This window comes from Desulfocurvus sp. DL1XJH-121, from assembly GCF_054819825.1.
Window position 1 is genome coordinate 157,928 of record NZ_JBTVWW010000001.1, and the last position, 21,422, is coordinate 179,349.

Here is a 21,422-nt window from a genome sequence, read left to right on the forward strand (position 1 = left end):
CTGACCATGGCGCGCCCCTTCATCCTGTCCCCGTCCCTGCTTTCCTGCGACTTCGGCCGCTTGGCCGACGAGCTGGCCGCCCTGGAAAAGGCCGGCCTGTCCTGGGTGCACTGGGACGTGATGGACGGCCGCTTCGTGCCCAACATCACCATGGGCCCGCCCGTCATCGCGGCCCTGCGTGAACGCAGCGACCTGTTCTTCGACGTGCATCTGATGATCGAGGAGCCCGAGCGCTACACCCCGGAGTTCGCCAAGGCGGGCGCGGACATGATCGTGATCCACGCCGAGGCCACCAAGCACCTGGAGCGCGCCTGCGCGCAAGTGAAGGACCTGGGCAAGCAGGTGGGCGTGGCGCTGAACCCGGCCACCCCGGTGGAGATGATCCGCCACCTCGTGCCGCAGCTGGACATGGCCCTCGTCATGAGCGTGAACCCGGGCTTCGGCGGCCAGAGCTTCATCCCCTTTTCCATGGACAAGATCCGCGAGCTGGCCGCCCTGCGCGACGAGCACAACCCGGACATGCTCATCCAGGTGGACGGCGGGTGCAGCCCCGAGAACACGCCGGAGCTGGTGGCCGCAGGCGCGGACTGCCTGGTCTCGGGCTCCGCGTTCTTCAAGTTCCCGCCCTACGCCGAGAGGCTGAAGACCTTCCAGACGGCGGCCGGGGCCTGATTTCCGCTTTCCCCCCATTTGCGCTACCCTGGGGCCATGCACGACATCCCCGGCCCCGGTGAACGCGCCTTCCTGCCCGTGCTTTCCACGGGCCAGAGCGCCTGTTTCGACGAGCGCGGCGCGAGCCTGCCCTGCGCGGGCAGCGGCCAGGACGCCGAAGCCGCGCCGGGGCTGGCTTGGCCCGAACCGCGCTTCGAGGCCCGGGACGGGTCCGTGCTGGACAGGCTCACGGGCCTTGTCTGGAGCGCAAACCCCGCTCCCCTGGAATTTCCCCTGACCTGGGCCGAGAGCCTGGACGGCGTCGACGCCCTGAACCGCGCGGCCCACGCCGGGCGCACGGACTGGCGCATGCCCGGCAAGCTCGAGCTGCACAGCCTGGTGAGCTTCGCAACGCGCAAGCCAGCCCTGCCTCCGGGCCACCCCTTCGGCTCCGTGTTCCTGGGCTGGTACTGGACCAGCACCACCTTCGCGGGCGGCGAAGCCCACGCCTGGCGCGTGCACATGGAAGGCGGGCGCATGTTCTACGGCCGCAAGTCCGAGTATTCCCTGCTCTGGCCCGTGGCCGGGGAGAGCCCGGTGCTGGCCGCCAGCGGCCAGACCCGGACCCTCGATCCCCTGGGCCGCGATGCGCAGCGCGGACGCCCCCTGCCCGAACCGCGCTTCACCCCGCTGGGGGACGCGGTACGCGACAACCTCACCGGCCTCGTCTGGCTGCGCCGGGCGGACCTCTGCGGCCCCGTGTCCTGGGCCGGGGCCCTGGCGCGGGTGCGCGAGCTTGACGCCCGGGACCCGCAACGCTCCTGGTCCCTGCCCACCATCCGCGAGCTGGAAAGCCTCACGGATGCGTCCCGCGCCTTCCCGGCCCTGGCCGACGGGCATCCCTTCACCCATCCGGGCGAGGCCTACTGGTCCTCCACAACCAGCGGCTTCGAGCACGACTGGGCCATGGCCCTGTACCTGCACAAGGGGGCCGTGGGCGTGGGCTTCAAGACCGGGGAACCCTTCCTGGCCTGGCCCGTGAGCCGTGACACCGCCGCCGAGGCCGACTGAAAAACCAGTTTGCGCGAGGCGCCGCACGGGTGTACCAAAACGTCGACGCCCGGAATCGTCCGGCCCGCACCCACCGGTTTCGAGGTTCGCATGGGCCGCAGCTTCGGATCGCACCCAGGGACAGCCCTCCTCGCCTGCCTGCTCCTCGCCGGGCTCCTGGGCTGCGCGCCCTCCGGAGGCGGCGCCTCCCTTGAACTGCCCACGGAACGCTTCCACTTCACGGCGGACGGCCGCACCCTGGCCGCGCCCGTGTTCTCCTGCCAGCCCCTGGGCTCCCTGGGCGGCCAAGACCCCGCCCCGCACACCCTGCTCATCATGCTCCACGGCCACGGGCTCACGGCGGGCAGCTATTTCCGCCGGGGCCAGGCCCTGGCGGCCCAGGCCCCGGAGCCCGGCCGCGTCCTGGTGCTGGCCCCCCTGTTCCCCACCAGGGACCGGCGGACGCACGAGCCCGGAACCCTGTTCTGGGGGCCGGACTGGCGTAGCGGCGGCCAGTCCCTGAGCGAGGCGGAAAACGCGGGCCTGCCCGGAGTCAGCGCCTTCGAGATCCTGGACAGGCTGATCCTGCACGTTCTGGAACGCGCCCCCCTGCGCCGAGTCATCGTCTGCGGGCATTCTGCCGGAGGCCAGCTCAGCCTGCGCTACGCCTTCCTGAACCGCATCCGCGCGGACCTCGCGGCCCGGGGCGTGGCCTTGCGCTGCGTGGCGGCCAACCCCTCGTCCTACCTGTATCTCGGGCCCGGGCGCTACGCCATGGGCCCGGACGGCGCGATCCACCAGCGCACGGCCGGGGAATGCGCCGCCGTGCCCGGATACGACGACTACAAATACGGCCTGGGCCGCAGGACCGGCTACGCCGCCGAAGTCCGCGACCCGGCCGCCCGCCTCGCGGGCCTGGACCTCCTGGTGCTCCTGGGCGAGGAGGACGTTAAGCGCGGCCGCAGCCTGGACAAGCGGCCCCAGGCCGACCTGCAGGGGACGAACCGCCTTGAACGCGGGCTGCTCTACCGCCACCACCTCGAACGCCTCTGCGGCGGCCGCCTGCCGTCCGGGGTGCGCTTCGCCCTGGTGCCCGGCGCGGGGCACGACGCGGGGCTCGTCTTCGCCGCTTCGGGCGTGGCCGGGCTCGTGTTCTCCGGGCCTTGAACCGGCATTCCGGTACCGGCCAATAAATTGTTCTTTACCTGTAGCAGGGCGCAATCGTTCATGCTATATTACTCGGGAACCTTTATATTCCGGGGAAAGCATGAAGATTCGTTTCGACAATATCCCCCTGCACATCAACATCCTGAGCATCTTCATCCTGCTCACGTCCCTGTTGTGCGGCTCCATGCTGCTCTACAACTACGCGCAGACCTCCGATGCGGCCCTCTTGGCGGCCGACAGGCTCCTGGAAGAGATCAGCGACAAGGTCACGGAACGGACCTCGCGCATCTTCGAGCCCGCCTTCCTCCTGGCGGACGAGGCCACCCTGCTCCCGGACCTGTCCATGAAGCCCGATCTCTACGGCCACCCCTCGGCCCCGCTGCTCATGAGCATCCTCAGGACCAACCGCAGCATCCTCTCGGCGTACATGGGCTACGAGGACGGGGACTTCCTGCTCCTGTCGCACATCGAAAACGTCAGCGCCTCCACGCGCGACAACCTCGGGGCCCCGGAGGGCGCGCACTACAACGTCCAGACCATCCTACGCCGCGCCGACGGCAAGCGCGTGCGCATCTCCAAGTTCCTGGGCCCGGACCTGCGCATCATGTCCTCGCACTTCGAAAAGAACGTCGGCTACGACCCCCGCAAGCGCCCCTGGTACACCGACGCCTACGCCACGGACCACAGCGTGCTCACGGACCTGTACGTGTACACCTTCTCCAAGGAGGTGGGGTTGACCGTGGCGCGGCGCTTCGACGGCAGGACGTCCGGGGTCTTCGGCGTGGACCTGGCCCTCTCGGACATGTCCCGGTTCCTGGCCCGGCAGAAGGTCGGGGAGGCCAGCTGCGTGTTCATCTTCAAGGCGGGCGGCGAGCTGGTGGCCTACCCCGACGAGGCCAAGGTGGTGAAGTCCGTGACCAGAGACGAGGCAACCCTGGTGGAATGCGCGCTCATCGAGGACTTGGGCGAGCCCGTGCTCAGCCGGTACCACGAGCTGTTCAGGGCCGGGGGCGGCGCGCCCTTCGCGCGCAAGGTCTTCACCGTGGACGGGCGGGACTACATCGCCCGGGCCGAGGCCATGCCCGAGCGCTACGGGCCGGGGCAGTACCTGGGCATGGTGGTGCCCATGGAGGAATTCACCGGCCCCATCATCCGCGCGGGCAAGAAGAGCATCCTCGTCTCGCTCCTCCTGCTGCTGGCCTTCGTGCCCGTGATCATCTGGGTCTCGCGGCGCATTTCCAAACCCATCCGCCTGCTGGCCGAGGAGGCCGAGCGCATCCGCCGCTTCGAGCTGGACGCGCCGCTCACAGTCTCCTCGCGCATCACCGAAATCAAGTATCTCTCCACCACCATGCGGGCCATGAAATCCACCCTGGCCTCCTTCGGCGTGTACGTGCCCAAGGCCCTGGTGCGCGAAATCATGAAGCGCGACATCGTGCCCCGGCTGGGGGGCGAGCGCCAGGAGCTGACCCTGCTCTTCAGCGACATCGCCAACTTCACCACCCTTTCCGAAAGCATGAACGCCGAGGAGCTGGCGCACAAGGTCTCCGACTATTTCCAGGCCCTGGGCTCCGTGATCCTGGAAGGCGGCGGGACCATCGACAAGTTCATCGGCGACGCCATCATGGCCTTCTGGAACGCCCCCACCCCCACCAGCGACCACGCGGCCAAGGCCTGCTTCGCGGCCCTGCGCTGCCGGGCCAGTTCCCGGGCCCTCAACCAGGCCTGGGAGGCCCGGGGCGAGCCCGCCATGCACACCCGCTTCGGCCTGCACAGCGCCGACGCCGTGGTGGGCAACATCGGCTCGCCGGACCGCATGAACTACACGGCCATGGGCGCGGCCGTGAACCTGGCCTCGCGGCTGGAGGGGCTGAACAAGCATTTCAAGACCGAAATCCTGGCCAGCGAATCCGTGGCCCAGCGCTGCGCGGACCGCTTCCTGTTCCGCACCGTGGGCAAGGCCGTGCCCAAGGGCGCCCTGGCCCCGGTGGCCGTGTTCGAGCTGCTGGGAATGCGTTGCGACTCCTGCGCCGGGGAGGATGACATCTCCGCCAGCCAGGCCCAGGAGGAATATTGCATGCGCTGGGAAAAGGCCTACGCCCTGTATCTGGAACGCCGCTGGGCCGAGGCGGCCGAGGCCTTCAAGTCCCTGTGCGGCGACGCCGAGGACCCCGTGGCCGCGATCTATCTGAACCGCGCACGGGCCCACAACGCCAATCCGCCCGGGCCGGACTGGACGGGCGTGGAAACCATGCACAGCAAATAGGACCCGCCATGAACAGGCTGATCGCCACACTCCTGCTGCTCGCCGCCCTGGCGCTCGTCCCCGCCGGGGCCGGGGCCGTATGCATCCAGTTCTGGACCACGGAGAACGAGCCCGACAGGATCCCCGTGATCAGCTACCTGGCAGACGCCTTCATGGCCCTGAACGACGACGTGCGCGTGCAGGTGGTCTTTTTCGACGAGAACGAGCTGCCTTTCGCCATGGCGCGCGCCGTGCAGCGGGACCGCATGCCCGGGCTGGTCTACACGGGGTCCGAGCACCTGGTGGCCTTTGCGCGCCGGGGCTGGCTGGACGGCAAGCTCGCCGGGGCCGTGGCCGACGGCATCGGCCGCGAACGATTCTCGGCCGGGGCCCTCAGATGCCTGACCGAACCCGGGACGGGCAACCTCTACGGCCTGCCCTACCACGGCTGGGTGCAGGGCATCTGGTATCGCGCGGACTGGTTCAAGGAGGCGGGCCTGGAGCCGCCCGACAGCATGGAACGCATCATGGCCGCGGCCGAAAAGCTCCACGACCCGGCTGCGGACCGCTACGGCCTGCTCATCGGCACCGGGCAGGACGTGTACGCGGAGCAGGTCTTCACCCACCTGGCCCTTGCCCAGGGCGTGCGGGAATTCGACGGCCAGGGACGCCTGGTCTTCAACACCCCGCGCACCGTGCGCCTGCTGGCGGACTACGTGCGCCTGGCGCGCTTCACCCCGCCCGGGGCGAACTCCTGGCGGGCGCGGGACTACTACCTGCAGGGCAAGCTGGCCATGATGTTCTATTCCTCGTTCATCATGGACGATCTGGCCCTGTCCAGCGTGGCCGCGAACTCCCTCACCGGGGACAACTTCCCGGACCTCAAGGGCGCGAGGTTCGACCCCAACCTGCTGACCAACACCGAGATGGTTTCCGTGCTGGGCGACCGCCGCCCGTCCAGCTACGGGGTGGTGGTGGGCCTGGGCTTCGGCCGGGGCCTGGACTACGACCAGCGCGAGGCGGCCATGGGCCTGGCCCGCTTCCTGTTCCGCACCGACGCCTACGTGACCTGGCTGCACATGGCCCCGGGGGGTATGCTGCCCGTGCTGCACGACGTGGCGGACATGGACGTGTTCTATCGCGATCTGCAGGGGGTCTTCAGGCGCTACGGCCACGCCAAGGTCCAGGAGGTGGTGCGCGGCCTGGAGCAGGTGCGCTCCTTCAGCATGGACAACGGCCACCTGAACACCGACGCCGCCGAGATCATGGCCCGGGGCATCATCCCGGCCATGATCCACAAGGCCCTGCACGAGGGCGTGCCCCCGGCCGAGGCCGTGGCCTGGGCCGAGGGCGAGATGCGCGAGGCCCTGGACAGGAACTAGAGCCGTTCCGCCGGACCGTCAGGACTGGTGGCGGCCCCGCTCCATCTTCCATTCCCGAACCAATTCCCGGGTCCGCTCCCAGAGGGGCGAGTCCTCCTTGGCGCGCTCCGCGAACACGTGCAGGGTGGTGGCCCCGCGCGGGGCGAAGAGGCCCTTGACCCGGCACCACAAGGGGTCCAGGGCGGAGACGAAATCGTCGAGCATGGTGTTGGCGATGGTTTCCATGAAGGACTGGTGGTTGCGGTAGGCGAACATGTAGAGCTTGAAGCTCTTGGACTCCACAACCAGCTGGTCGGGCACGTACTCCAGGATGATGATCCCGAAGTCCGGCTGCCCGGTCATGGGGCACAGGGACGTGTACTCCGGGAACTCCAGGCTGACCATGTACGGCCTGCCCGGGTAGTTGTTGGGAAAGGTCTCCAGGATATCCGCGCCGGGCGAATCCAGGCGGTAGGCTGTGCTCCCGCCCTGGCCCAGGGTCTTCAAATGTCCGGTCTGGTCTTGGCTTCTGGACGGCATTGTCCCTCCTTGTTTGCGCCCGGACTTTGACTTCCCGGGCCCGAAATGGCAAGCCCGGCCTGGCACCGAAGCCGCCCGGGGCTGTTTTCCCGCCAGCGGCATCTCTCCACGAACTGTTCATTCAAGGAGCGTACATCATGGATTGTTTCCAGCGCAGGGCCCACGCCCTGCTCCTGGCCCTGTTCACGGGCGGCCTGGTCTGCGCCGCCCTCATCTCCAGCAAGATCATCACCGTGTGCGGCGTGACCGTGCCCGCGGGCGTCCTGGCCTATTCCCTGACCTTCGCCGCGTCGGACGTGGTGGGCGAGGTCTGGGGCCGCGAGCGGGCGGGGGAGATGGTCCTGGCGGGCTTCGCGGCCCTGGTCATGACCTCGGCCCTGTCCTGGCTGGCCGTGGCCTGGCCCTCGGCGTCCTTCTGGGACGGGCAGCACGCCTTCGCCCGGGTGGTGGGCTCCACCCCGCGCATCGTGGCCGCGTCCCTGGCCGCCTACGCCGTGAGCCAGACCCACGACGTGTGGCTCTTCCACCTGCTGAAAAACCGCACCCACGGCCGCCATCTCTGGCTGCGCAACAACCTCTCCACCATGGTCTCCCAGGGCCTGGACTCGGCCATCTTCGTCACCGTGGCCTTCTACGGGATACTGCCCGTGGGTCCGATCATCCTGGGCCAGTGGCTGGTCAAGCTGGCCATCGCGGCCCTGGACACGCCCGTGGTCTGCGGCTTGAGCCGCGTGCTCCAGGGCAGGGCCGGAGCCGTCGGCGAGGCCTAGAAGTCCAGGTCCAGGCGCTGCTCCACGCAGTCCACCCCGCCCATGGTCCCGGGCGCGGACTCGGTGAGGCGAAAGCCCAATGAGGCGTACAGGGCCAGGGCCGGGCCGAGCCCGTCCAGGGTCCAGAGGAGCATGCCCGCGTAGCCCCGCTCGCGGGCGAAGGCCACGGCGTGCTCCACCAGCCGCCGCCCCAGGCCCAGGCCGCGCGCCGAAGGCTCCACCAGGAGCCAGCGCAGCTGGGCCCTGTCCGCCTCGGCCTGGACCACGCCCACGCAGCCCAGGAACTCGCCGCCCCGGTCCGCCACCCAGAGGCCGCTTTTGGGGCTCTGGGCGCGCATCAGCTCGGCCACGCCCAGCACCAGGTACTTCTCGAATTCCTCGTTGAACCCGTGGGACTCGTGAAAGGCCCTGGCGTAGCGGTGGATGATCCAGCCCGCCTCGCCCACGCGCGCCGGGCGCAGGACCACGTCCCCGGCCGGAGCCTCGGCCGGGGCCTCAGGCCCGGCCTTGGACAGCAGGGCCCGGGCCTCGTCCAGGGCGCGGGTCAGGCGTCGCCGCTGTTCCCCGTCCAGGGACCGCAGCAGGGCCCCGGCCTGGGCGTCGGAGCGGGTCTCCAGGTCGCGCAGGGCCTCCCGGCCCCGGGGCGTGGGGCTCAGGGGCACGCCCCGGCGGCCAGCGTGGCCCTCGGGCCTGGTCACCAGCCCCGCCCGCACCAGGCGGGCCACCACGCGGCTCAGATAGCCCCGGTCCACGCCCAGGCCGCGGGCCAGGTCGGCCGAGGAGCGGCCCTGGTCCGCGCAGATCTCGTAGAGGATGCGGGCCTCCAGCAGCGTCCGTTCGCTGCCCAGAAGCCCGGGATGAAACAGCCCCAAAACGCGCGTGTAGAAGCGGCTGAAACGCCGCAGAACCTGTGTTTCCTGCATGGGCAAACCCTGTTCTTTTATGTTGCCTCAGTCAACATAAAAAACAAAAGCAAAGCAGTGCCAGCGGGAGGGAGGGCTTCCGACGCGGGATCAGGCGTAGCGCCTGCGCAGCATGCCGTGCAGGGCGGGCTTGCGGTCGTACTGGTGGACGAGAAGCGGCACGGCCCCGGCGTCGTTGAGCACGCGGCCCTGGCCGTCCACGTCGGGCTCGCCCCGCCTGTAGCCCAGGGTCAGGATGGGGCCCGCGTTGTCCGTGACCCGCGCGCCCGCAAGGCGGCCCGTGTGCAGGAGGTGATTGTGCACGCCCTGGTCGTAGCCCGCCATGGCCTCGCGCCCGGGGTCGAAGGGCGTGAGCAGGGCCGTGAGCCGTTGGAGGTAGTCCAGCATGGCCCGGTGCCCGGCCAGCACCGTGCCCGAGCAGGAGATGGGCCTGTCCGCCACCTCGGCCAATGCCGCCGGACCCAGGTGTTCCGCTATCCAGCGGGCGTTGTGCGGGCAGGCCCCGACGGTCATGCGCCGGTCCTCCAGGGTGGCGTTCACGGCCTCGGACCAGGCGTATGCGAAGGGGTCGCCCTGGAAGACCACGTCGCGCACGTCCGTGAGCAGGATGCGCGTGCAGGGCGGCTCCCGGCGCAGGAAATCCAGGTACAGGAAATAGCGGTAGGCGTTGTAGGGCAGGTGCGCGCGGTCGCCCTCGCGCTCGAAGGCCACGACCTCCGCGCCCCAGTCCCGCATCTGCTCCACGCCCCGCGTGGTGGGGCTGGCGAAGAGCACGCAACGCCCGCCGAACCCGCCCTGGTGCAGGGACAGCAAAAACGGCCGCACGTCGCCCTGGTGGTACCCGGCGGCCAGGCCCAGGACCAGGCAGTCGGAGGAATCCGTGGGGATACAGTCAGGAGGCATGGCGCGTCCCGGTCGATGGCTGAGGCCTTTCAGGCCGTTCAAAAAGCGTGAGAGGCGAGGCGCAAGGAAAATGTCCGCAGGCCTTCCTGGCCTGCGTCCCTGCGGGCGACGCGCTTCGCCGCGTCGACCAATTTTGCCCTCCTGAAAAATTGTGCAAGGCCGACGCGTATATGGACATACGCGAGGGTTTGCATTTTCCGCAGCAGTGGAGCCGTGAAACGGCGGAACGACGAAGCAGATTGCGCTTTCTCAACGGCCTGCTACTTGCGGCTCAATACCCGCGCGAACATCACGGCCAGGCCGATGCCCCAGGCCGTGAGGATCACGAAGCGGGGCCAAAAGGACAGGAAAAAGCGCGACAGCCCGATGAACAGCACGCCCGCCGCGAAATAGGCGATGTGCGCGCCGTGGGTGCTCAGGAGGGAGGGCTTGTCCGCCATGGGTCGGCCCCGGCCCTAGTGCAGCCGGGAGGCCAGGGCGTTGAGCCCGTAGAGCAGGCAGCCGCCGATGACCACCAGGATCAGCGCGGTGACGGGGTTGTGGTAGTTGCCCACCAGCCCGAGATAGTTGTCGATGACCCCTTCCAGGCTCAGGGCCTTGATCAGGCCCAGGAACCCGTAGGTCACAAAGGGGATCGCCAGGACAAAGGCCAGGATCTTGATGACGATGCGCAGGATGTTCACTGTTGGTTCCTCGTTTTCCTCTGGGGCGGCTATTGGTCCTGGCCGCCCTTTTCCCGCTCGCGGGAGCGCTTGTTGGCCATCTTCACCAGGCCAGCTCCGAATGCAAGGCCCAGGATGCTGAAGAGGATGATCATGGCCAGCATCTTCATGCCGAAGGACAGGGCTTCCCACATGGGCGATTCTCCGCTGTTCGCGTGTCCGGGGATGTGTCTGCCTATAGCCTTGTTGCGGCCGGGGGGCAAGGCCGGAGGCGGCCGCGTCAGCCGCGCTTGAAGCGGCGCAGGATGTCCGCCACCTCCTGCGGCGCCTTGGAGCACAGCCCCTTGCAGAACCGCCGGATCACGCCGCGCACGGCCTCCTCCCCGGGCAGTTCCGGGGGGGCCAGATAGTTCAGGGCGAAGCATTCCACCGGCTTGAAGGCCAGTTCCCTGTCCAGCTCCTGGGCGTAGCCCTCCAGGGTGGCCTCGCTCAGGCTCTCGCGCTTGAGAAGCGTGGGGTCCAGGCCCTTGACGAAGCACAGGGTGCCCGTGGGCGAATGGTCGCTGTTCAGGGCCTGGATCTTGGCGTTCAATTTGCCGCACCATTCCTGGAGCTGGGCATAATTCACGCTCACGCGCTTGCGGCCGTGGGAATCGGTGTAGTATTCGCCGTGCAGGTAGGCTTCCACGGCCCGGTCCAGATCCTCGTAGGCGGCGAGGACGAGCCCCGCGTAGCGCGAGGCGCGGGTCAGGCCGAAGGGGATCTTCAGCTCCGAGACGCCCCGGTCCACCACCTCGGCCGCGTCCAGCAGATGGCCGGGCTCCACGCTGATGAGTTCGTAGAACTCCTGTACGGCCGCGCCCTCCAGGAGCAGGAAATGCAGCGTCGCGGCGCGGCGTAGCACCCCCTCCTCCACCCGCTCCAGCCTGGCGGTCGCGTCCTCGTAGCGCTCAATCTCCTTTTCCAGGGCCACGCGCGCGCCAAAGAACGTGGTGGCGGCCTCCACCAGGGTCTCTTCCACCAGCCCGTCGGCGTAATTTGCAAGTCGCTTGGAAGCCATGACGTTCCCCGTGTCAGCGCCCCGGCGCGGACGATTCGGGCTCGTAGTACGGGATGCGGCTAAAGCCGAACATCCGTGCGGCAATGCTGGCGGGAAAGGCCTCCACCAGCACGTTCATGTCCCGGGCCACGGCGTTGTATTCCCCGGCGGCCCGTTCGGCGCGTTCCGCGAGCCGGGCCAGCCGCCCAACGGCCTCGTCGGGGTCGGCGTCGGACGCCTCGCCCCGCTCGTCCCGGACGCGCAACCCGGCGGTGTGCAGCAACCCGGCGATGGCCTGGTCCAGCTCGGCCTCGGCCCGGGCCTTGTCCTGTGCGCCGTACACCTCGCGGCTGCGCTCGGCCAGGCGCTCCACCCGGGCCACGGCATCCGCCGCCACCCCGGCGCGGCCCTGGGCGTGGCGGGCCAGGGCCAGGGCCGGGTCGTGCCGCCGGTCCAGGCAGTCCTCCAGCTCACCCCAGGCCTCGTACACCCGGCAACGCGCGCGCACCAGACGCTTGTGGGCCAGGACCAGCCACAGGCAGGCCCCCACGAGCAGGGCCAAAAGCAGCGCGGCCTCGCTCACACGGCCCCCGGTTCGTAGAACACGTCCATGGGTGTGGAATATACGCTGGTAAAGGGACCGTCAAACGTCAGGGGAGGTGCGGGGGGAACAGCTGGCTCAAACGCTTGCGCATTTGAACCAGCTGCCAGAGGGGCCGGGGGGCGAGCCCCCCAGCCTCTCTGGGCTCCCCTGCCTCCCTTTTGGGGCGAGGGCGGTACCGGGCCAAACTTTTGGGTAAAGCCAAGGCGTGTCTTCCCGTGAAGGCCGAGCGTGTTGACGGGGCAAAGGCTTTGGCGGGGCTATGCGATACGCCACTGCGTCGCCACGGTGATCTGATTGGCTAAACGCCGATTTATTTTAGCGCAAAACCAACCGTACCCTCCCGCCCTCCCGCCGCGTTCCGCAACAGGTATGATGGGGTGATTTTGGGGAAGGGGCATGTAGTGCTGCGGGCGCGTGCGAGGCGCGCTCCCTTCGAGGATTTGTCCCGCCGCGCGGCTGCGCCGCAGAGGCGGACCCGCATCCAGGCGGTCGCGAGCCTCGCACGCGCCACGCGCCAGAGCATCGACGGAAAGCCCCCCGATCCGAGAACGCGACGGGGAAAAGAAGAAGTGTCCTACCTGACGATGGGGACGCTGGCTGAAATCATACTTGGCCCCATGGTGTTGTACTATTTACGATGCTGCCCCACCTGCTCCCCAAGCCCCGGCGCGCTGCCCGGCGCAACGGCTGTGATGGAAATCAGCGAAGCGAAGCCGGGCTCGTGCGACGGGGCGGCATCACCTGTGCCGCGACACGAGGGGAAGAACCATTGAAGGACTGCACCACCGCGACGACCCAGCGCCCCGGGCGGGTGCGGGGGGCGCAGCGGCTGTGATGGTAATCAGAAAAGCGAAGCCCCCCGTACCCGCATGGAGCGCGATTGCGTCACCTGCAATCATTCCCGACAAACCAACGCCCTACCCGCGAGGGAACGCGGCGGGAGGGGAGGGAGGGCAGAAGTGGTTTTGCACCACGACAAAAAAAGCATGGCACCCCACCAACGCCCAAATCAATCCCGACCGCCCGCAACCCCCAAACACAACCCCATCCCCAAAAACACCCCCCCGGTGACCCATGACTGGACCCGGGCGAACCCCGGACGCGCTCCGGCCCAGGCATTGACCTTGCCGAAACACAGCGCCACCAAAGTCATGACCACCCCGCCCGTAAGGCAGAAGGTCAACCCCAGAATCAGGACATGGGCCGCGAACTGCGGAGACGAGGCGTCCGCGAACTGCGGCAAAAAGGCCAGAAAGAACAAGGCCACCTTGGGGTTCAACACGCTGATCAGAAGCCCCTGGCGGAAGACCCCGCCCAGGGAGCGGCGCACCATGCGCGGACCTTCTTCGCGGCCGCGGCGGGCCAGGATGATCCTGAGGCCCATGTACACCAGATAGGCCGCGCCCGCGTAGCGCACCACCTCGTAGGCCACGGCGGAATACATGAGCACGGCGGACAGGCCCAGGGCCGCGGCCGAGGTGTGCACCAGCCCGCCGCAGGAGATGGCCAGGGCCGAGACCACGCCTGCCCCGCGCCCCTGGCACGCGCTGCGCGTGGCCACATAGAGCATGTCCGGCCCCGGGGTCACGTTGAGCAGCACCCCGGCGGCCAGGAACAGGAAGTAGTTGTCCATGCCGAACATGAGGACTCCTAGGCCAGCTTTGAACCGTTGGGCACGGACCGCTCCGGCGCGGCCAGGACGATGCGGCCTTCCTCGTCCGGGAAACCCGTGAGCAGGAACTCGGAGCGGATGGGGCCGATCTGCTTCACCGGAAAGTTGACCACCCCCACCACCTGGCGGCCCACCAGGTCCTCGGGGTCATAGAGGTCCGTGACCCGGGCGCTGGTCTTGAGCTCGCCGATGCCCGGGCCGAAGTCCACCCAGACCTTGTGCGCGGGGATGCGCGCCTCCTTGAACGCCTCGGCGCGCACCACAGTGCCCACGCGCAGCTCCACTTTCTCGAATTCGTCCCAGGTGATGGTTTCCACGGGCGGTCTCCTTGCTCGGATTCATTGAGGAAAGATTCCGCCTACCCCGGACCGGGGCCGGGGTCAATCCGCCCCGGGCGCGGCGGCGCGGGCGTCGGCCAGGGCGTTGCGCTGGTAGGCGCGCAGGCCGAACTCCGGCAGGGCCGAAAGCAGGTGGTCCAGGATGTCCGCCTGGATGCCCTCGTAGGTCTTCCAGTCGGTGGTGTCCGCGAAGCAGTAGATTTCCAGGGGCAGGCCCCGGTCCGCCTCGGGCTGCAGGTGGCGGACCATGCGCGTGAAGTCTCCGCGCACCCGGGGATGGGCCGCCAGATAGGCGTCCACGTAGGCCCGGAAGACTCCGAGGTTGGTCATGCCCCGGCCATTGAGGCGGCTCTTGGAGCGGTCGAAGCCGTGGGCTTGGTTATGGGCCTCGATCTCCTGGCGACGCTCGCGGATGTAGGGCGCGAGGATGTCCATGGCCTCGAAGCGGGCGGTCTCCTCGTCGGTCAAAAAGCGCACCGAGGACTGGTCGATGCACAGGCTGCGCTTGATCCTGCGGCCCCCGGCCTCGCTCATGCCGCGCCAGTTGCGGAAGGAATCGCTGATCAGCCGCGAAGTGGGCAGGGCCACGATGGTCTTGTCGAAATTGCGGACCTTCACGGTGTGCAGGGCGATGTCCTCCACGTCCCCGTCCACCCCGGCGGCGGGCATCTCGATCCAGTCGCCCTTGCGCACCAGGTCGTTGGCCACGATCTGCACGCTGGCCACCAGGGACAGGATGGTGTCCCGGAAGATGAGCAGCAGAACGGCGGTGAGCGCGCCCAGGCCCGAAAGTACGCCCAGGGGCGAGACGTCCAGGAGCAGGCACACGGCCAGGATGCCGCCCACCACGAAGGCGAAGAGCTTGGCCAGCTGCAGGTAGCCCTTCATGGGCCGGCGCGCGGACACGGGATGGGTCTCGTACACGGCGTGCAGCGCGTCCAGCGCACGCGTCGCCAGCAGCACGGACAGCACCAGCACCCAGGCCCCCAGCAGGCGCTGGGCCAGGTCCTGGAATTGCGGCAGCCAGGCCGTGCCCTGGTAGAGGATGAGCACCGGGGGCAGCCAGGCCAGGAGGTCCAGCACGCGATGCTCCACGAGCCTGTCGTCCCAGGTGGCCCTGGTGCGTTTGGCCACGGCCTTGAGCAGCCTGAGCACCCAGAGGCGCATCACCGCCCAGGACGCCAGGGCCAGCCCCAGGACCACAGCCGCGAGGATCAGGGAATCCCCGTACTCCGCCCAGACGCCGCTCATGACTTGCCGCCCCTTTCGTCGCGCATGCGCCGCCATTCGGCCTTGATGTAGGCCAGCAGCTCGGGCCCGCGCTCGCGGGCCAGCACGCCCAGGGCTCCGCCCTTCTTGGCGCCCCAGGCCTTGATCTCGGCCAGGGTACGCAGGGACTTGAGTTCGTCGATCTCCGCACGGATGGCCGGGCCGTGGCGCTCCAGTTCCTTGCGCAGGGCCCAGCCCAGCAATTTTCTTTTCATCATGCGTAGCTCTCCGGGTCGGCGTCTCTGGTGGAGGCCGACGATATCACGGCGCCTCGCGCTGCGAAACCCCGCGCCCGCCCCGGGAATCCGGCACCAGCATGAGCAGGCCCAGGCCCAGGACGAAGAAGGCCACCAGCCAGAGCACGGCCCCGCGCGAGGAACCCGTGGCGTGGGCGACCCCCGCGAACACGAAAGGCCCGAGCACGGCGGACAGGCGGCTGGTCACGGAAAACCAGCCGAAGAATTCCGCGGAGTTCTCCCGAGGCACGAGGCGGGCGTACAGGGACCGCGACAGGGCCTGGGACCCGCCCATGACCAGCCCCACCACCACGCCCATGAGGCAATACTCCGTGGCCGAGCCCATGCCGTGGGCGTAGACCGCCACCCCGGCCCACAGGGCCACGGCCAGCATCAGGGCCCGCCGCGAGCCCCAGGCCCCGGCCAGGCGCGAGAACAACAGCGCTCCGGGGATGGACACGAACTGGATCATCAAAAGGGTCAGCATGAGCACGGTGTTGGACAGGCCCAGCTCGGTCTTGCCGAAGATGGTGGCCATGCTGATCACCGTCTGCACCCCGTCGTTGTAGAAGAGATACGCGGCCAGAAACGGCAGCAGCCCGGGCAGGGCCCGGGCCCGGGCGGGCATCCGGCGCAGTCGCGAAAACGCCGCGCGCAGGCCGGGGCCGAGGCCGCCGTCCCGCACCGCCTGCCCCGGGGGCTCGGGCACGCCCGAGAGCGCCCAGAGCCCGAACCCGCCCCACCACAGCCCGGCGCCGGCCATGGCCAGGCGCGCGGCCAGATCCTCGGACAGGCCGAGGCGCGCGTGCCCGGCCACCAGGCCCAGGGCCAGGGCGAACTGCACCCCCCCGCCCAGGTAGCCGTAGGCGAAGCCCCGGCCCGAAACCCGGTCCAGGTCGCGCGGCGCGGCCACGTGGGGCAGCAGCGCGTCGTAGAACACGTTGCCGCCCACGAACCCCACCTGGGCCACGAAGAACAGGCCCATGGTCCGCCAGACCAGGCCGGGGCCGGCAAACAGCAGCAGCACCGAGGCCGCGCTGCCCATGAGGCAGAAGGCCGCCAGGAACCGGCGACGCGCGCCGCCCCGGTCCGCGGCCGCGCCCAACAGCGGGGCCAGGATGAACACGGCCAGGGCCGTGCAGCCCACCAGCGCGCCCCAGAGGGTGGCGGCGGACAGGCGCGCCCCGGCCACCACCGCGCCCCCGGGCGGCACCACGGCGGCCGCGAAATACGCGGGCAGAACGGCCACGGCCACGGTGGTCACGTAGGCCGAGTTGGCCCAGTCGTACAGGCACCAGGCATGCACGCCCCGGGACTGCGCGTCCCTGGAGGGCAAAGGAAATCGCAGGCTCATGGCCCCGGGTTGTACGCCATTCGCCCGCCCAGGGGAACAGGCCGCGCCCGGTTGCGAGCCATTTTACAAAATCCATCACCGTTGAGTTGCATGAAATTATTAAGAGTACTACCAATCGAGCCAACGCCAACAATTCATACACGGAACGGAGGTTCCACAATGCGCAAGACCATCCTCTTCCTGGTGCTCTGCTTCACCCTGCTCTGGACCGCCGCGGCCCAGGGCGCGGATTCCGAATACGACCGGGGCGTGCAACTGGGACGCCTGGCGGCCCAGGGCGCGGCCAAGGCCCTGTCCCTGTCCTGGGAAGGCCGCAAGGCCGTGGTCATCACCGACGCCGGGTATGCGAGCCCGGGCTCCCTGGGCACGGGCGGCTGCCTGGACGGGGCAGCCGCGGCCACGGGCACGACCAGGGGCAAGGGCGACCTGATCGCCGTGCAGACCCGCATGGACCAGCCCCTGTGGTTCGCCTTTTATGACGCGGCATCGGGGAACTGCGCCTACCTTGAGGCCAAGCCGGGCGCGGCCGAGGCCTTCCTGTCCGGAAAGGACGCGGGCGCGGTGTTCAGCGTGCGCACCCAGCGCATTGATGCGGAGCATCTGTTCGCGCACCCCGAGACCTTCGACAAGAAGCGGGCCGCCGAGGTCTTCGGACCCAACGCCTTCCGCATCGTGACCATCGCCAACGCCGTGGCCCACGGCTGCCCCCAGCGCATGCTGCGGGCCATGGAGGTCCACGACCACTACTGCCCGGGCGTGACCTCGGGCATCCTTATCGGGGACTACGCATTCAGGAACCTGCTTGCCGGCAAGCCGAAGCGCACGTGCATGGTCCTGTCCCTGGTGCCCTGGTGCAAGGAGGACGCCCTGACCACCATGCTCAACACGACCCCGGGCAAGCGCTCCTTCTTCACATTGCACAGCACGCGCAAGGAGGCCGCCGAGTCCTGGCCCGAGCCCCTGAACCACACGTGCAGCGTGATCTTCACCCAGGACGGCGACGAGGCGTGGCAGGGCCATCTCCTGGGCTACGACGCCAAGAAGGCCGATGCCCTGGCCAAGGGCAAAAGCTACGGCTCGCCCATCATCGACAAGCTCAGCGCGGACCTCTGGTTCCTGGATCATCTGGAAGAGGCCCAGTCCCTGATCAGCGAGGTGGGAACGGTGCGACTGCCCAAGGGACAGACGCCCCGCGATCTCATGCGCCCGGAGGCCAATCCCCTGGAGGCCCTGGCCAAGCTGCTCTAGCGGTCCTCACAACGCGGCCGGGCCCGCCCCGCGAATGCGGAACGGGCCCGGCCGGTTGCCTTGGGCGACAAGGCTCAGCGCACGTAGCCTTGTTCTTGGAGATACAAGAGCACCTCCTGGGCCGCCTCCAGGGGAGTCAGTTCCGAGGTGTCGAGGGATATTTCCGGATTTCCCGGGGCCTCGTAGGGGTCGTCGATGCCCGTGACGCCCTTGACCAGCCCGGCGCGGGCCTTGGCGTAGAGCCCCTTGCGGTCGCGCTGCTCGCACACGGACAGGGGCGTGGAGATGAAGATCTCCACGTATCCGCCGTAGGACTCGATGAGCTCCCTGTTGGCCCGGCGGGACTCCGCGTAGGGTGCTATGGGCGCGCAGATGGCGATGCCCCGGTTCTTGGTGATCTCGCTGGCCACGAACCCGATGCGCGTCACGTTCAGGTTGCGGTGCGCCTCGGAAAAGTTCAGTTCGCTGGACAGGTTGCGGCGCACAATGTCGCCGTCCAATAGCGTCACCGGGCGCTCGTTCATCTCCATGAACTTGACGTAGAGCACCTTGGCCAGGGTGGACTTGCCCGCCCCGGACAGGCCCGTGAGGAACAGGGTGAAGCCCTGCTTGTGGCGTGGGGGATAGGCCTTGCGCAGCTCCTGCACCACGGGCTCGGACGCGAACCAGTCCGGGATATCCAGGCCCCTGTCCAGGCGGCGCATGAGCTCGTCGGAACGGATGTCCTTGACGCTCATGTCCGGCTCCACCTGGGCCGCGGGCAGGTGCTGGGCCCGCTCCTCCACGTAGACCATCTTCTGCACGGGAACCACGCTCACGCCCAACTCCTCGGCGTGGCTCTGCAACAACTCCCGGGCCGCCCCGCGCCCGTAGAAGGGCTCGCGGCAGTTGCCCGCGAAGGGATCGCAGGCGTCCTCGTCCACGGCCACATGGGTGCAGCCGTAGTTGCTGCGGATCACGGCCTGCCACAGGGCCTCGCGCGGTCCGGCCAGGCGCGTGGCGTAGGGGACCAGCCCCAGGGCCACGCTGGCCCGGGGCAGGGAGTCCATGAACCGCTGGTAGCAGCGCGACAGGGTGAAGCTGTCCGCGTCGGACAGGCCCGGGCGGCCCTGCTCCAGCATCAGGAACACGCAGGCCCCGGCGTCGGCCGCCGCGTGCAGCACCTGTTCGCGATACGCGCAGTGCGGCAGGGAGCAGGTCTGCATGCCGATGATGTGCCGCCAGCCGCGCGAGGCGAACAGGCGATGGGTCTGCGAGGGCATCAGGCGCAGGTCCGAAAAATCATAGTGCTGGGGCAGGTGCAGGCCCTCGATGCGGCCCCCCGCGTACCAGTCCCCGGTCTCGCGCATCAGCCTGCGCACCCCGGGGTGGGCGTCCGCGTCGTCCGTGCCGTACACGGCCAGGGCCTCGCGCCGCTTGTCCGGCCGCCAGAGGTCCGACACGTGCAGCACCGCGAGCATGAAGCCCTCGCCGTCGCGGATGGCCAGGGGCTGGCCCGGCTCCACGGACTTGGCCGTGGCCTCATCCAGGTCCAGGCACAGGGGCATGGGCCAGAGGGTGCCGTCGGCCAGGCGCATGGTGTCCAGCGCGGACTCGTAGTCCGCCTGACCCAGGTAGCCCTCCAGGGGATACAGGGCCCGGGTCAGAAGCAGTTCGAGGTCGATGAGCCGCGCCGGGGGCAGGCTCACGGACGGCAGCTTCACCGCGTCCTTCTTGAGCTTGCCCATGCGCTTGAAATGTACGAGCAGATTCTCGGAATAGGGGACGGAATCCGATTGGGCGTACATGATGGGCTCCAGTGGGTTCGCAATCGCGCCCGTCGGTTCGGCAAAACCGACCACGGGCGCGGCACAGGAGCGGCATGTCACTCCTGCGTCACGCGCTTCCACTGAAGCAAAAAACATTCCGGATCACGCGCGGCGGGGCACCACACGCCCGCGCGCGCCCCCTCAGCCCTGGCTGGGCAGAATCTTCCCCACCACGGCCCGCTGCTTGTCGCTCAGTTGCAGCAGGTCGCAGCCCACCAGGAGCGGGGTGATGCGGCGCACCACGCAGCGCAGCTTCTTGGCCTTGACCCCGTCCAGAGTCAGGAGGTCGAAATGCAGGCGCTCGCCCATGTCGAACGGCCGGCCCCCGTGCTTGAAGCTGACGCCCACGGAGCTCATGTCGAAGACCTGGAAGGAATCGTCGCGGTTTGGCAGGCGCGCGGAATATTCCGCCACGGGGATGCGCACGGAACGCCTGCGCTCCTTGCCGTCGTAGTTGCACCCGCCGTCGTCCACGGTGAGGAACCGCCTGCGCCCGTTGCCCGTGAACTTGGGCCCGCCCTCGTGCACCTGCATGATCACGTGGCGCATGTCCTCGGGCACGTCGCCCTTGCCCATCAGGGGGTGCAGGGTCTCGGCGGCCTTGTCCTTGTTGCCGGACTCCAGATAGCAGCGCGACAGGGCCACGCGCGCCCCGGCCTCCTTGGGCGTCAGGCGCACGGCGCGCTCGTAGGCCCGGACCGCCTCCCCGGGGGCCAGGCCCCCGGCCATGTGGTCGCCCACGGTCTTGAAGGGGTTCGGGGCCTCGGGGTTGAACTTGCGCGACATGTGGAAGGCGGCCTCGGCCTCCTCGTGCTGGTCCAGCCAGGCGTGGGTCTCGGCGGCCTTGGACATGAACTGGCTGCTGCGCTCGTGGTCGCCCATGAGGCGGAAGACCTCGGCCAGGGCCTTGTAGGCCTCGGGGAACAGGGTGTTGACCCGGGCGGCGGCCGCGAATTTCTTCAGCGCCTTGTCGTGGTACTTCTGCTTCAGGAGCTTGTGGCCGTCCAGGAACAGCTTCTTGGCCACGCACTGCTGCGCGGTCACGTGCTCCATGGGCTCGGGCACGACCTCCTCGCCCGCTGCCGCGTCCTCGGCCCCGGCCTTGGCCTTGCGCTTGCGCACGGCCTTGGGCGGGCCGAAGATGATCTTCTCCAGGCGCACCATAAGCAGGTACGGGGTGAAGGGCTTGTTCAGGTAGTCCCGCGCGCCCAGGCGCATGGCCTCGTCAATGAGCCCGATGGGCGCCTTGTTGCCCATGAGCACCACGGGCAGGCGGTAGAGGTGCCTGTCCAGCATGATGTCGTCCAACAGGGCGAAGGTGTCGTCCGTGGCCAGCTTGAAATCCAGGAGCGCCACGTCCGTGGTCCTCTCCTGCAGGACGCCCATAGCCGTGGCCCGGTCCTCGGCGAAGCGGACCTTGTCGTATCCGTTGTCGGCCAGAATTTTCGTGATGATCTCGCGGACGGTGGCCTTGGGCTCGCCCACGAGAATGCCTATGTTCCCCTTCACAGACATGCGTCCCCCCCTTGTCGAGCAAAGTCTCTGCGGTCCTTCGGACCCTATCACGCCTATACATTGAATC

22 protein-coding genes are annotated in these 21,422 nt (G+C 68.7%); 7 read left to right on the forward strand and 15 right to left on the reverse strand.

Annotation, left to right across the window (positions count from 1 at the left end):
- Positions 1-6 precede the first annotated feature (6 nt).
- The 5 genes from rpe to ACYYG1_RS00760 all read left to right on the forward strand — a co-directional run bounded on the left by rpe (position 7) and on the right by ACYYG1_RS00760 (position 6,495).
- Positions 7-672, forward strand: a complete 666-nt coding sequence (rpe, locus tag ACYYG1_RS00740) for a ribulose-phosphate 3-epimerase (RefSeq protein ID WP_461208348.1) — start codon at positions 7-9, stop codon at positions 670-672.
- A 36-nt stretch (positions 673-708) separates the two neighbouring features.
- Positions 709-1,722: an Lcl C-terminal domain-containing protein gene (locus ACYYG1_RS00745; protein WP_461208349.1), complete on the forward strand. Its 1,014-nt coding sequence runs from the start codon at positions 709-711 to the stop codon at positions 1,720-1,722.
- A gap of 90 nt (positions 1,723-1,812) precedes the next feature.
- Positions 1,813-2,868: an alpha/beta fold hydrolase gene (locus ACYYG1_RS00750; protein ID WP_461208350.1), complete on the forward strand. Its 1,056-nt coding sequence runs from the start codon at positions 1,813-1,815 to the stop codon at positions 2,866-2,868.
- A gap of 100 nt (positions 2,869-2,968) precedes the next feature.
- Positions 2,969-5,134, forward strand: coding sequence for an adenylate/guanylate cyclase domain-containing protein (locus ACYYG1_RS00755; protein WP_461208351.1), 2,166 nt, complete (start codon positions 2,969-2,971; stop codon positions 5,132-5,134).
- A gap of 8 nt (positions 5,135-5,142) precedes the next feature.
- A complete protein-coding gene (locus ACYYG1_RS00760; RefSeq protein ID WP_461208352.1) occupies positions 5,143-6,495 on the forward strand; it encodes an ABC transporter substrate-binding protein in 1,353 nt (450 codons plus the stop codon).
- Positions 6,496-6,513: 18 nt separating this feature from the next.
- Here the strand turns inward: ACYYG1_RS00760 and queF are convergent, their stop codons facing one another.
- Positions 6,514-7,014 (reverse strand): preQ(1) synthase, encoded by a 501-nt coding sequence (gene queF / locus ACYYG1_RS00765; RefSeq protein WP_461208353.1) that lies wholly within the window; start codon positions 7,012-7,014, stop codon positions 6,514-6,516.
- A gap of 137 nt (positions 7,015-7,151) precedes the next feature.
- Here queF and ACYYG1_RS00770 point away from each other — a divergent pair, with 137 nt between their 5' ends.
- Positions 7,152-7,784: a queuosine precursor transporter gene (locus ACYYG1_RS00770; RefSeq protein WP_461208354.1), complete on the forward strand. Its 633-nt coding sequence runs from the start codon at positions 7,152-7,154 to the stop codon at positions 7,782-7,784.
- On the opposite strand, the gene ACYYG1_RS00775 is transcribed toward ACYYG1_RS00770, so the two are convergent.
- The 12 genes from ACYYG1_RS00775 to ACYYG1_RS00830 all read right to left on the reverse strand — a co-directional run bounded on the left by ACYYG1_RS00775 (position 7,781) and on the right by ACYYG1_RS00830 (position 16,784).
- Complete coding sequence (locus ACYYG1_RS00775) at positions 7,781-8,707, reverse strand: bifunctional helix-turn-helix transcriptional regulator/GNAT family N-acetyltransferase (RefSeq protein ID WP_461208355.1); 927 nt, start codon at positions 8,705-8,707, stop codon at positions 7,781-7,783. The two genes, ACYYG1_RS00770 and ACYYG1_RS00775, sit on opposite strands and share 4 nt — an antisense overlap.
- A 90-nt stretch (positions 8,708-8,797) precedes the next feature.
- Entirely contained in the window at positions 8,798-9,610 is an 813-nt protein-coding gene (locus tag ACYYG1_RS00780; protein ID WP_461208356.1) for a hypothetical protein, read from the reverse strand.
- 260 nt (positions 9,611-9,870) lie between these two features.
- Positions 9,871-10,050: a hypothetical protein gene (locus tag ACYYG1_RS00785; protein WP_461208357.1), complete on the reverse strand. Its 180-nt coding sequence runs from the start codon at positions 10,048-10,050 to the stop codon at positions 9,871-9,873.
- Between the two features lie 15 nt (positions 10,051-10,065).
- Positions 10,066-10,293: a hypothetical protein gene (locus tag ACYYG1_RS00790; RefSeq protein ID WP_461208358.1), complete on the reverse strand. Its 228-nt coding sequence runs from the start codon at positions 10,291-10,293 to the stop codon at positions 10,066-10,068.
- Between the two features lie 29 nt (positions 10,294-10,322).
- On the reverse strand, positions 10,323-10,466 hold the full coding sequence (locus ACYYG1_RS00795) for a hypothetical protein (protein ID WP_461208359.1): 144 nt from the start codon (positions 10,464-10,466) through the stop codon (positions 10,323-10,325).
- A gap of 86 nt (positions 10,467-10,552) precedes the next feature.
- The gene (locus tag ACYYG1_RS00800; protein WP_461208360.1) at positions 10,553-11,332 is read right to left on the reverse strand and encodes a hypothetical protein; all 780 of its coding nucleotides are present in this window, start codon (positions 11,330-11,332) and stop codon (positions 10,553-10,555) included.
- Positions 11,333-11,345: 13 nt separating this feature from the next.
- Entirely contained in the window at positions 11,346-11,894 is a 549-nt protein-coding gene (locus ACYYG1_RS00805) for a LemA family protein (RefSeq protein ID WP_461208361.1), read from the reverse strand.
- 1,030 nt (positions 11,895-12,924) lie between these two features.
- The gene (locus ACYYG1_RS00810; RefSeq protein WP_461208362.1) at positions 12,925-13,557 is read right to left on the reverse strand and encodes a LysE family translocator; all 633 of its coding nucleotides are present in this window, start codon (positions 13,555-13,557) and stop codon (positions 12,925-12,927) included.
- 8 nt (positions 13,558-13,565) lie between these two features.
- Positions 13,566-13,904: a tRNA-binding protein gene (locus ACYYG1_RS00815; RefSeq protein WP_461208363.1), complete on the reverse strand. Its 339-nt coding sequence runs from the start codon at positions 13,902-13,904 to the stop codon at positions 13,566-13,568.
- 63 nt (positions 13,905-13,967) lie between these two features.
- Positions 13,968-15,176, reverse strand: a complete 1,209-nt coding sequence (locus ACYYG1_RS00820) for a mechanosensitive ion channel family protein (RefSeq protein ID WP_461208364.1) — start codon at positions 15,174-15,176, stop codon at positions 13,968-13,970.
- Positions 15,173-15,412, reverse strand: a complete 240-nt coding sequence (locus ACYYG1_RS00825) for a hypothetical protein (RefSeq protein WP_461208365.1) — start codon at positions 15,410-15,412, stop codon at positions 15,173-15,175. Before ACYYG1_RS00825 ends, ACYYG1_RS00820 begins: the two co-directional genes overlap by 4 nt.
- Positions 15,413-15,455: 43 nt before the next feature.
- Positions 15,456-16,784, reverse strand: a complete 1,329-nt coding sequence (locus tag ACYYG1_RS00830; protein WP_461208366.1) for an MFS transporter — start codon at positions 16,782-16,784, stop codon at positions 15,456-15,458.
- A 159-nt stretch (positions 16,785-16,943) separates the two neighbouring features.
- Here ACYYG1_RS00830 and ACYYG1_RS00835 point away from each other — a divergent pair, with 159 nt between their 5' ends.
- Positions 16,944-18,032 (forward strand): FmdE family protein, encoded by a 1,089-nt coding sequence (locus tag ACYYG1_RS00835; RefSeq protein WP_461208367.1) that lies wholly within the window; start codon positions 16,944-16,946, stop codon positions 18,030-18,032.
- 74 nt (positions 18,033-18,106) lie between these two features.
- Here the strand turns inward: ACYYG1_RS00835 and ACYYG1_RS00840 are convergent, their stop codons facing one another.
- Positions 18,107-19,819 (reverse strand): bifunctional sulfate adenylyltransferase/adenylylsulfate kinase, encoded by a 1,713-nt coding sequence (locus ACYYG1_RS00840; RefSeq protein ID WP_461208368.1) that lies wholly within the window; start codon positions 19,817-19,819, stop codon positions 18,107-18,109.
- Positions 19,820-19,981: 162 nt separating this feature from the next.
- Positions 19,982-21,355 (reverse strand): response regulator, encoded by a 1,374-nt coding sequence (locus ACYYG1_RS00845; RefSeq protein WP_461208369.1) that lies wholly within the window; start codon positions 21,353-21,355, stop codon positions 19,982-19,984.
- Between the last annotated feature and the right edge of the window lie 67 nt (positions 21,356-21,422).

Coding starts and splice junctions, on each gene's coding strand:
- rpe (WP_461208348.1), top strand. CDS start 7: ATGGCGCGCCCCTTCATCCTGTCCCCGTCCCTGCTTTCCTGCGACTTC.
- ACYYG1_RS00745 (WP_461208349.1), top strand. CDS start 709: ATGCACGACATCCCCGGCCCCGGTGAACGCGCCTTCCTGCCCGTGCTT.
- ACYYG1_RS00750 (WP_461208350.1), top strand. CDS start 1,813: ATGGGCCGCAGCTTCGGATCGCACCCAGGGACAGCCCTCCTCGCCTGC.
- ACYYG1_RS00755 (WP_461208351.1), top strand. CDS start 2,969: ATGAAGATTCGTTTCGACAATATCCCCCTGCACATCAACATCCTGAGC.
- ACYYG1_RS00760 (WP_461208352.1), top strand. CDS start 5,143: ATGAACAGGCTGATCGCCACACTCCTGCTGCTCGCCGCCCTGGCGCTC.
- queF (WP_461208353.1), bottom strand. CDS start 7,014: ATGCCGTCCAGAAGCCAAGACCAGACCGGACATTTGAAGACCCTGGGC.
- ACYYG1_RS00770 (WP_461208354.1), top strand. CDS start 7,152: ATGGATTGTTTCCAGCGCAGGGCCCACGCCCTGCTCCTGGCCCTGTTC.
- ACYYG1_RS00775 (WP_461208355.1), bottom strand. CDS start 8,707: ATGCAGGAAACACAGGTTCTGCGGCGTTTCAGCCGCTTCTACACGCGC.
- ACYYG1_RS00780 (WP_461208356.1), bottom strand. CDS start 9,610: ATGCCTCCTGACTGTATCCCCACGGATTCCTCCGACTGCCTGGTCCTG.
- ACYYG1_RS00785 (WP_461208357.1), bottom strand. CDS start 10,050: ATGGCGGACAAGCCCTCCCTCCTGAGCACCCACGGCGCGCACATCGCC.
- ACYYG1_RS00795 (WP_461208359.1), bottom strand. CDS start 10,466: ATGTGGGAAGCCCTGTCCTTCGGCATGAAGATGCTGGCCATGATCATC.
- ACYYG1_RS00800 (WP_461208360.1), bottom strand. CDS start 11,332: ATGGCTTCCAAGCGACTTGCAAATTACGCCGACGGGCTGGTGGAAGAG.
- ACYYG1_RS00810 (WP_461208362.1), bottom strand. CDS start 13,557: ATGTTCGGCATGGACAACTACTTCCTGTTCCTGGCCGCCGGGGTGCTG.
- ACYYG1_RS00820 (WP_461208364.1), bottom strand. CDS start 15,176: ATGAGCGGCGTCTGGGCGGAGTACGGGGATTCCCTGATCCTCGCGGCT.
- ACYYG1_RS00825 (WP_461208365.1), bottom strand. CDS start 15,412: ATGATGAAAAGAAAATTGCTGGGCTGGGCCCTGCGCAAGGAACTGGAG.
- ACYYG1_RS00830 (WP_461208366.1), bottom strand. CDS start 16,784: ATGAGCCTGCGATTTCCTTTGCCCTCCAGGGACGCGCAGTCCCGGGGC.
- ACYYG1_RS00835 (WP_461208367.1), top strand. CDS start 16,944: ATGCGCAAGACCATCCTCTTCCTGGTGCTCTGCTTCACCCTGCTCTGG.
- ACYYG1_RS00840 (WP_461208368.1), bottom strand. CDS start 19,819: ATGTACGCCCAATCGGATTCCGTCCCCTATTCCGAGAATCTGCTCGTA.
- ACYYG1_RS00845 (WP_461208369.1), bottom strand. CDS start 21,355: ATGTCTGTGAAGGGGAACATAGGCATTCTCGTGGGCGAGCCCAAGGCC.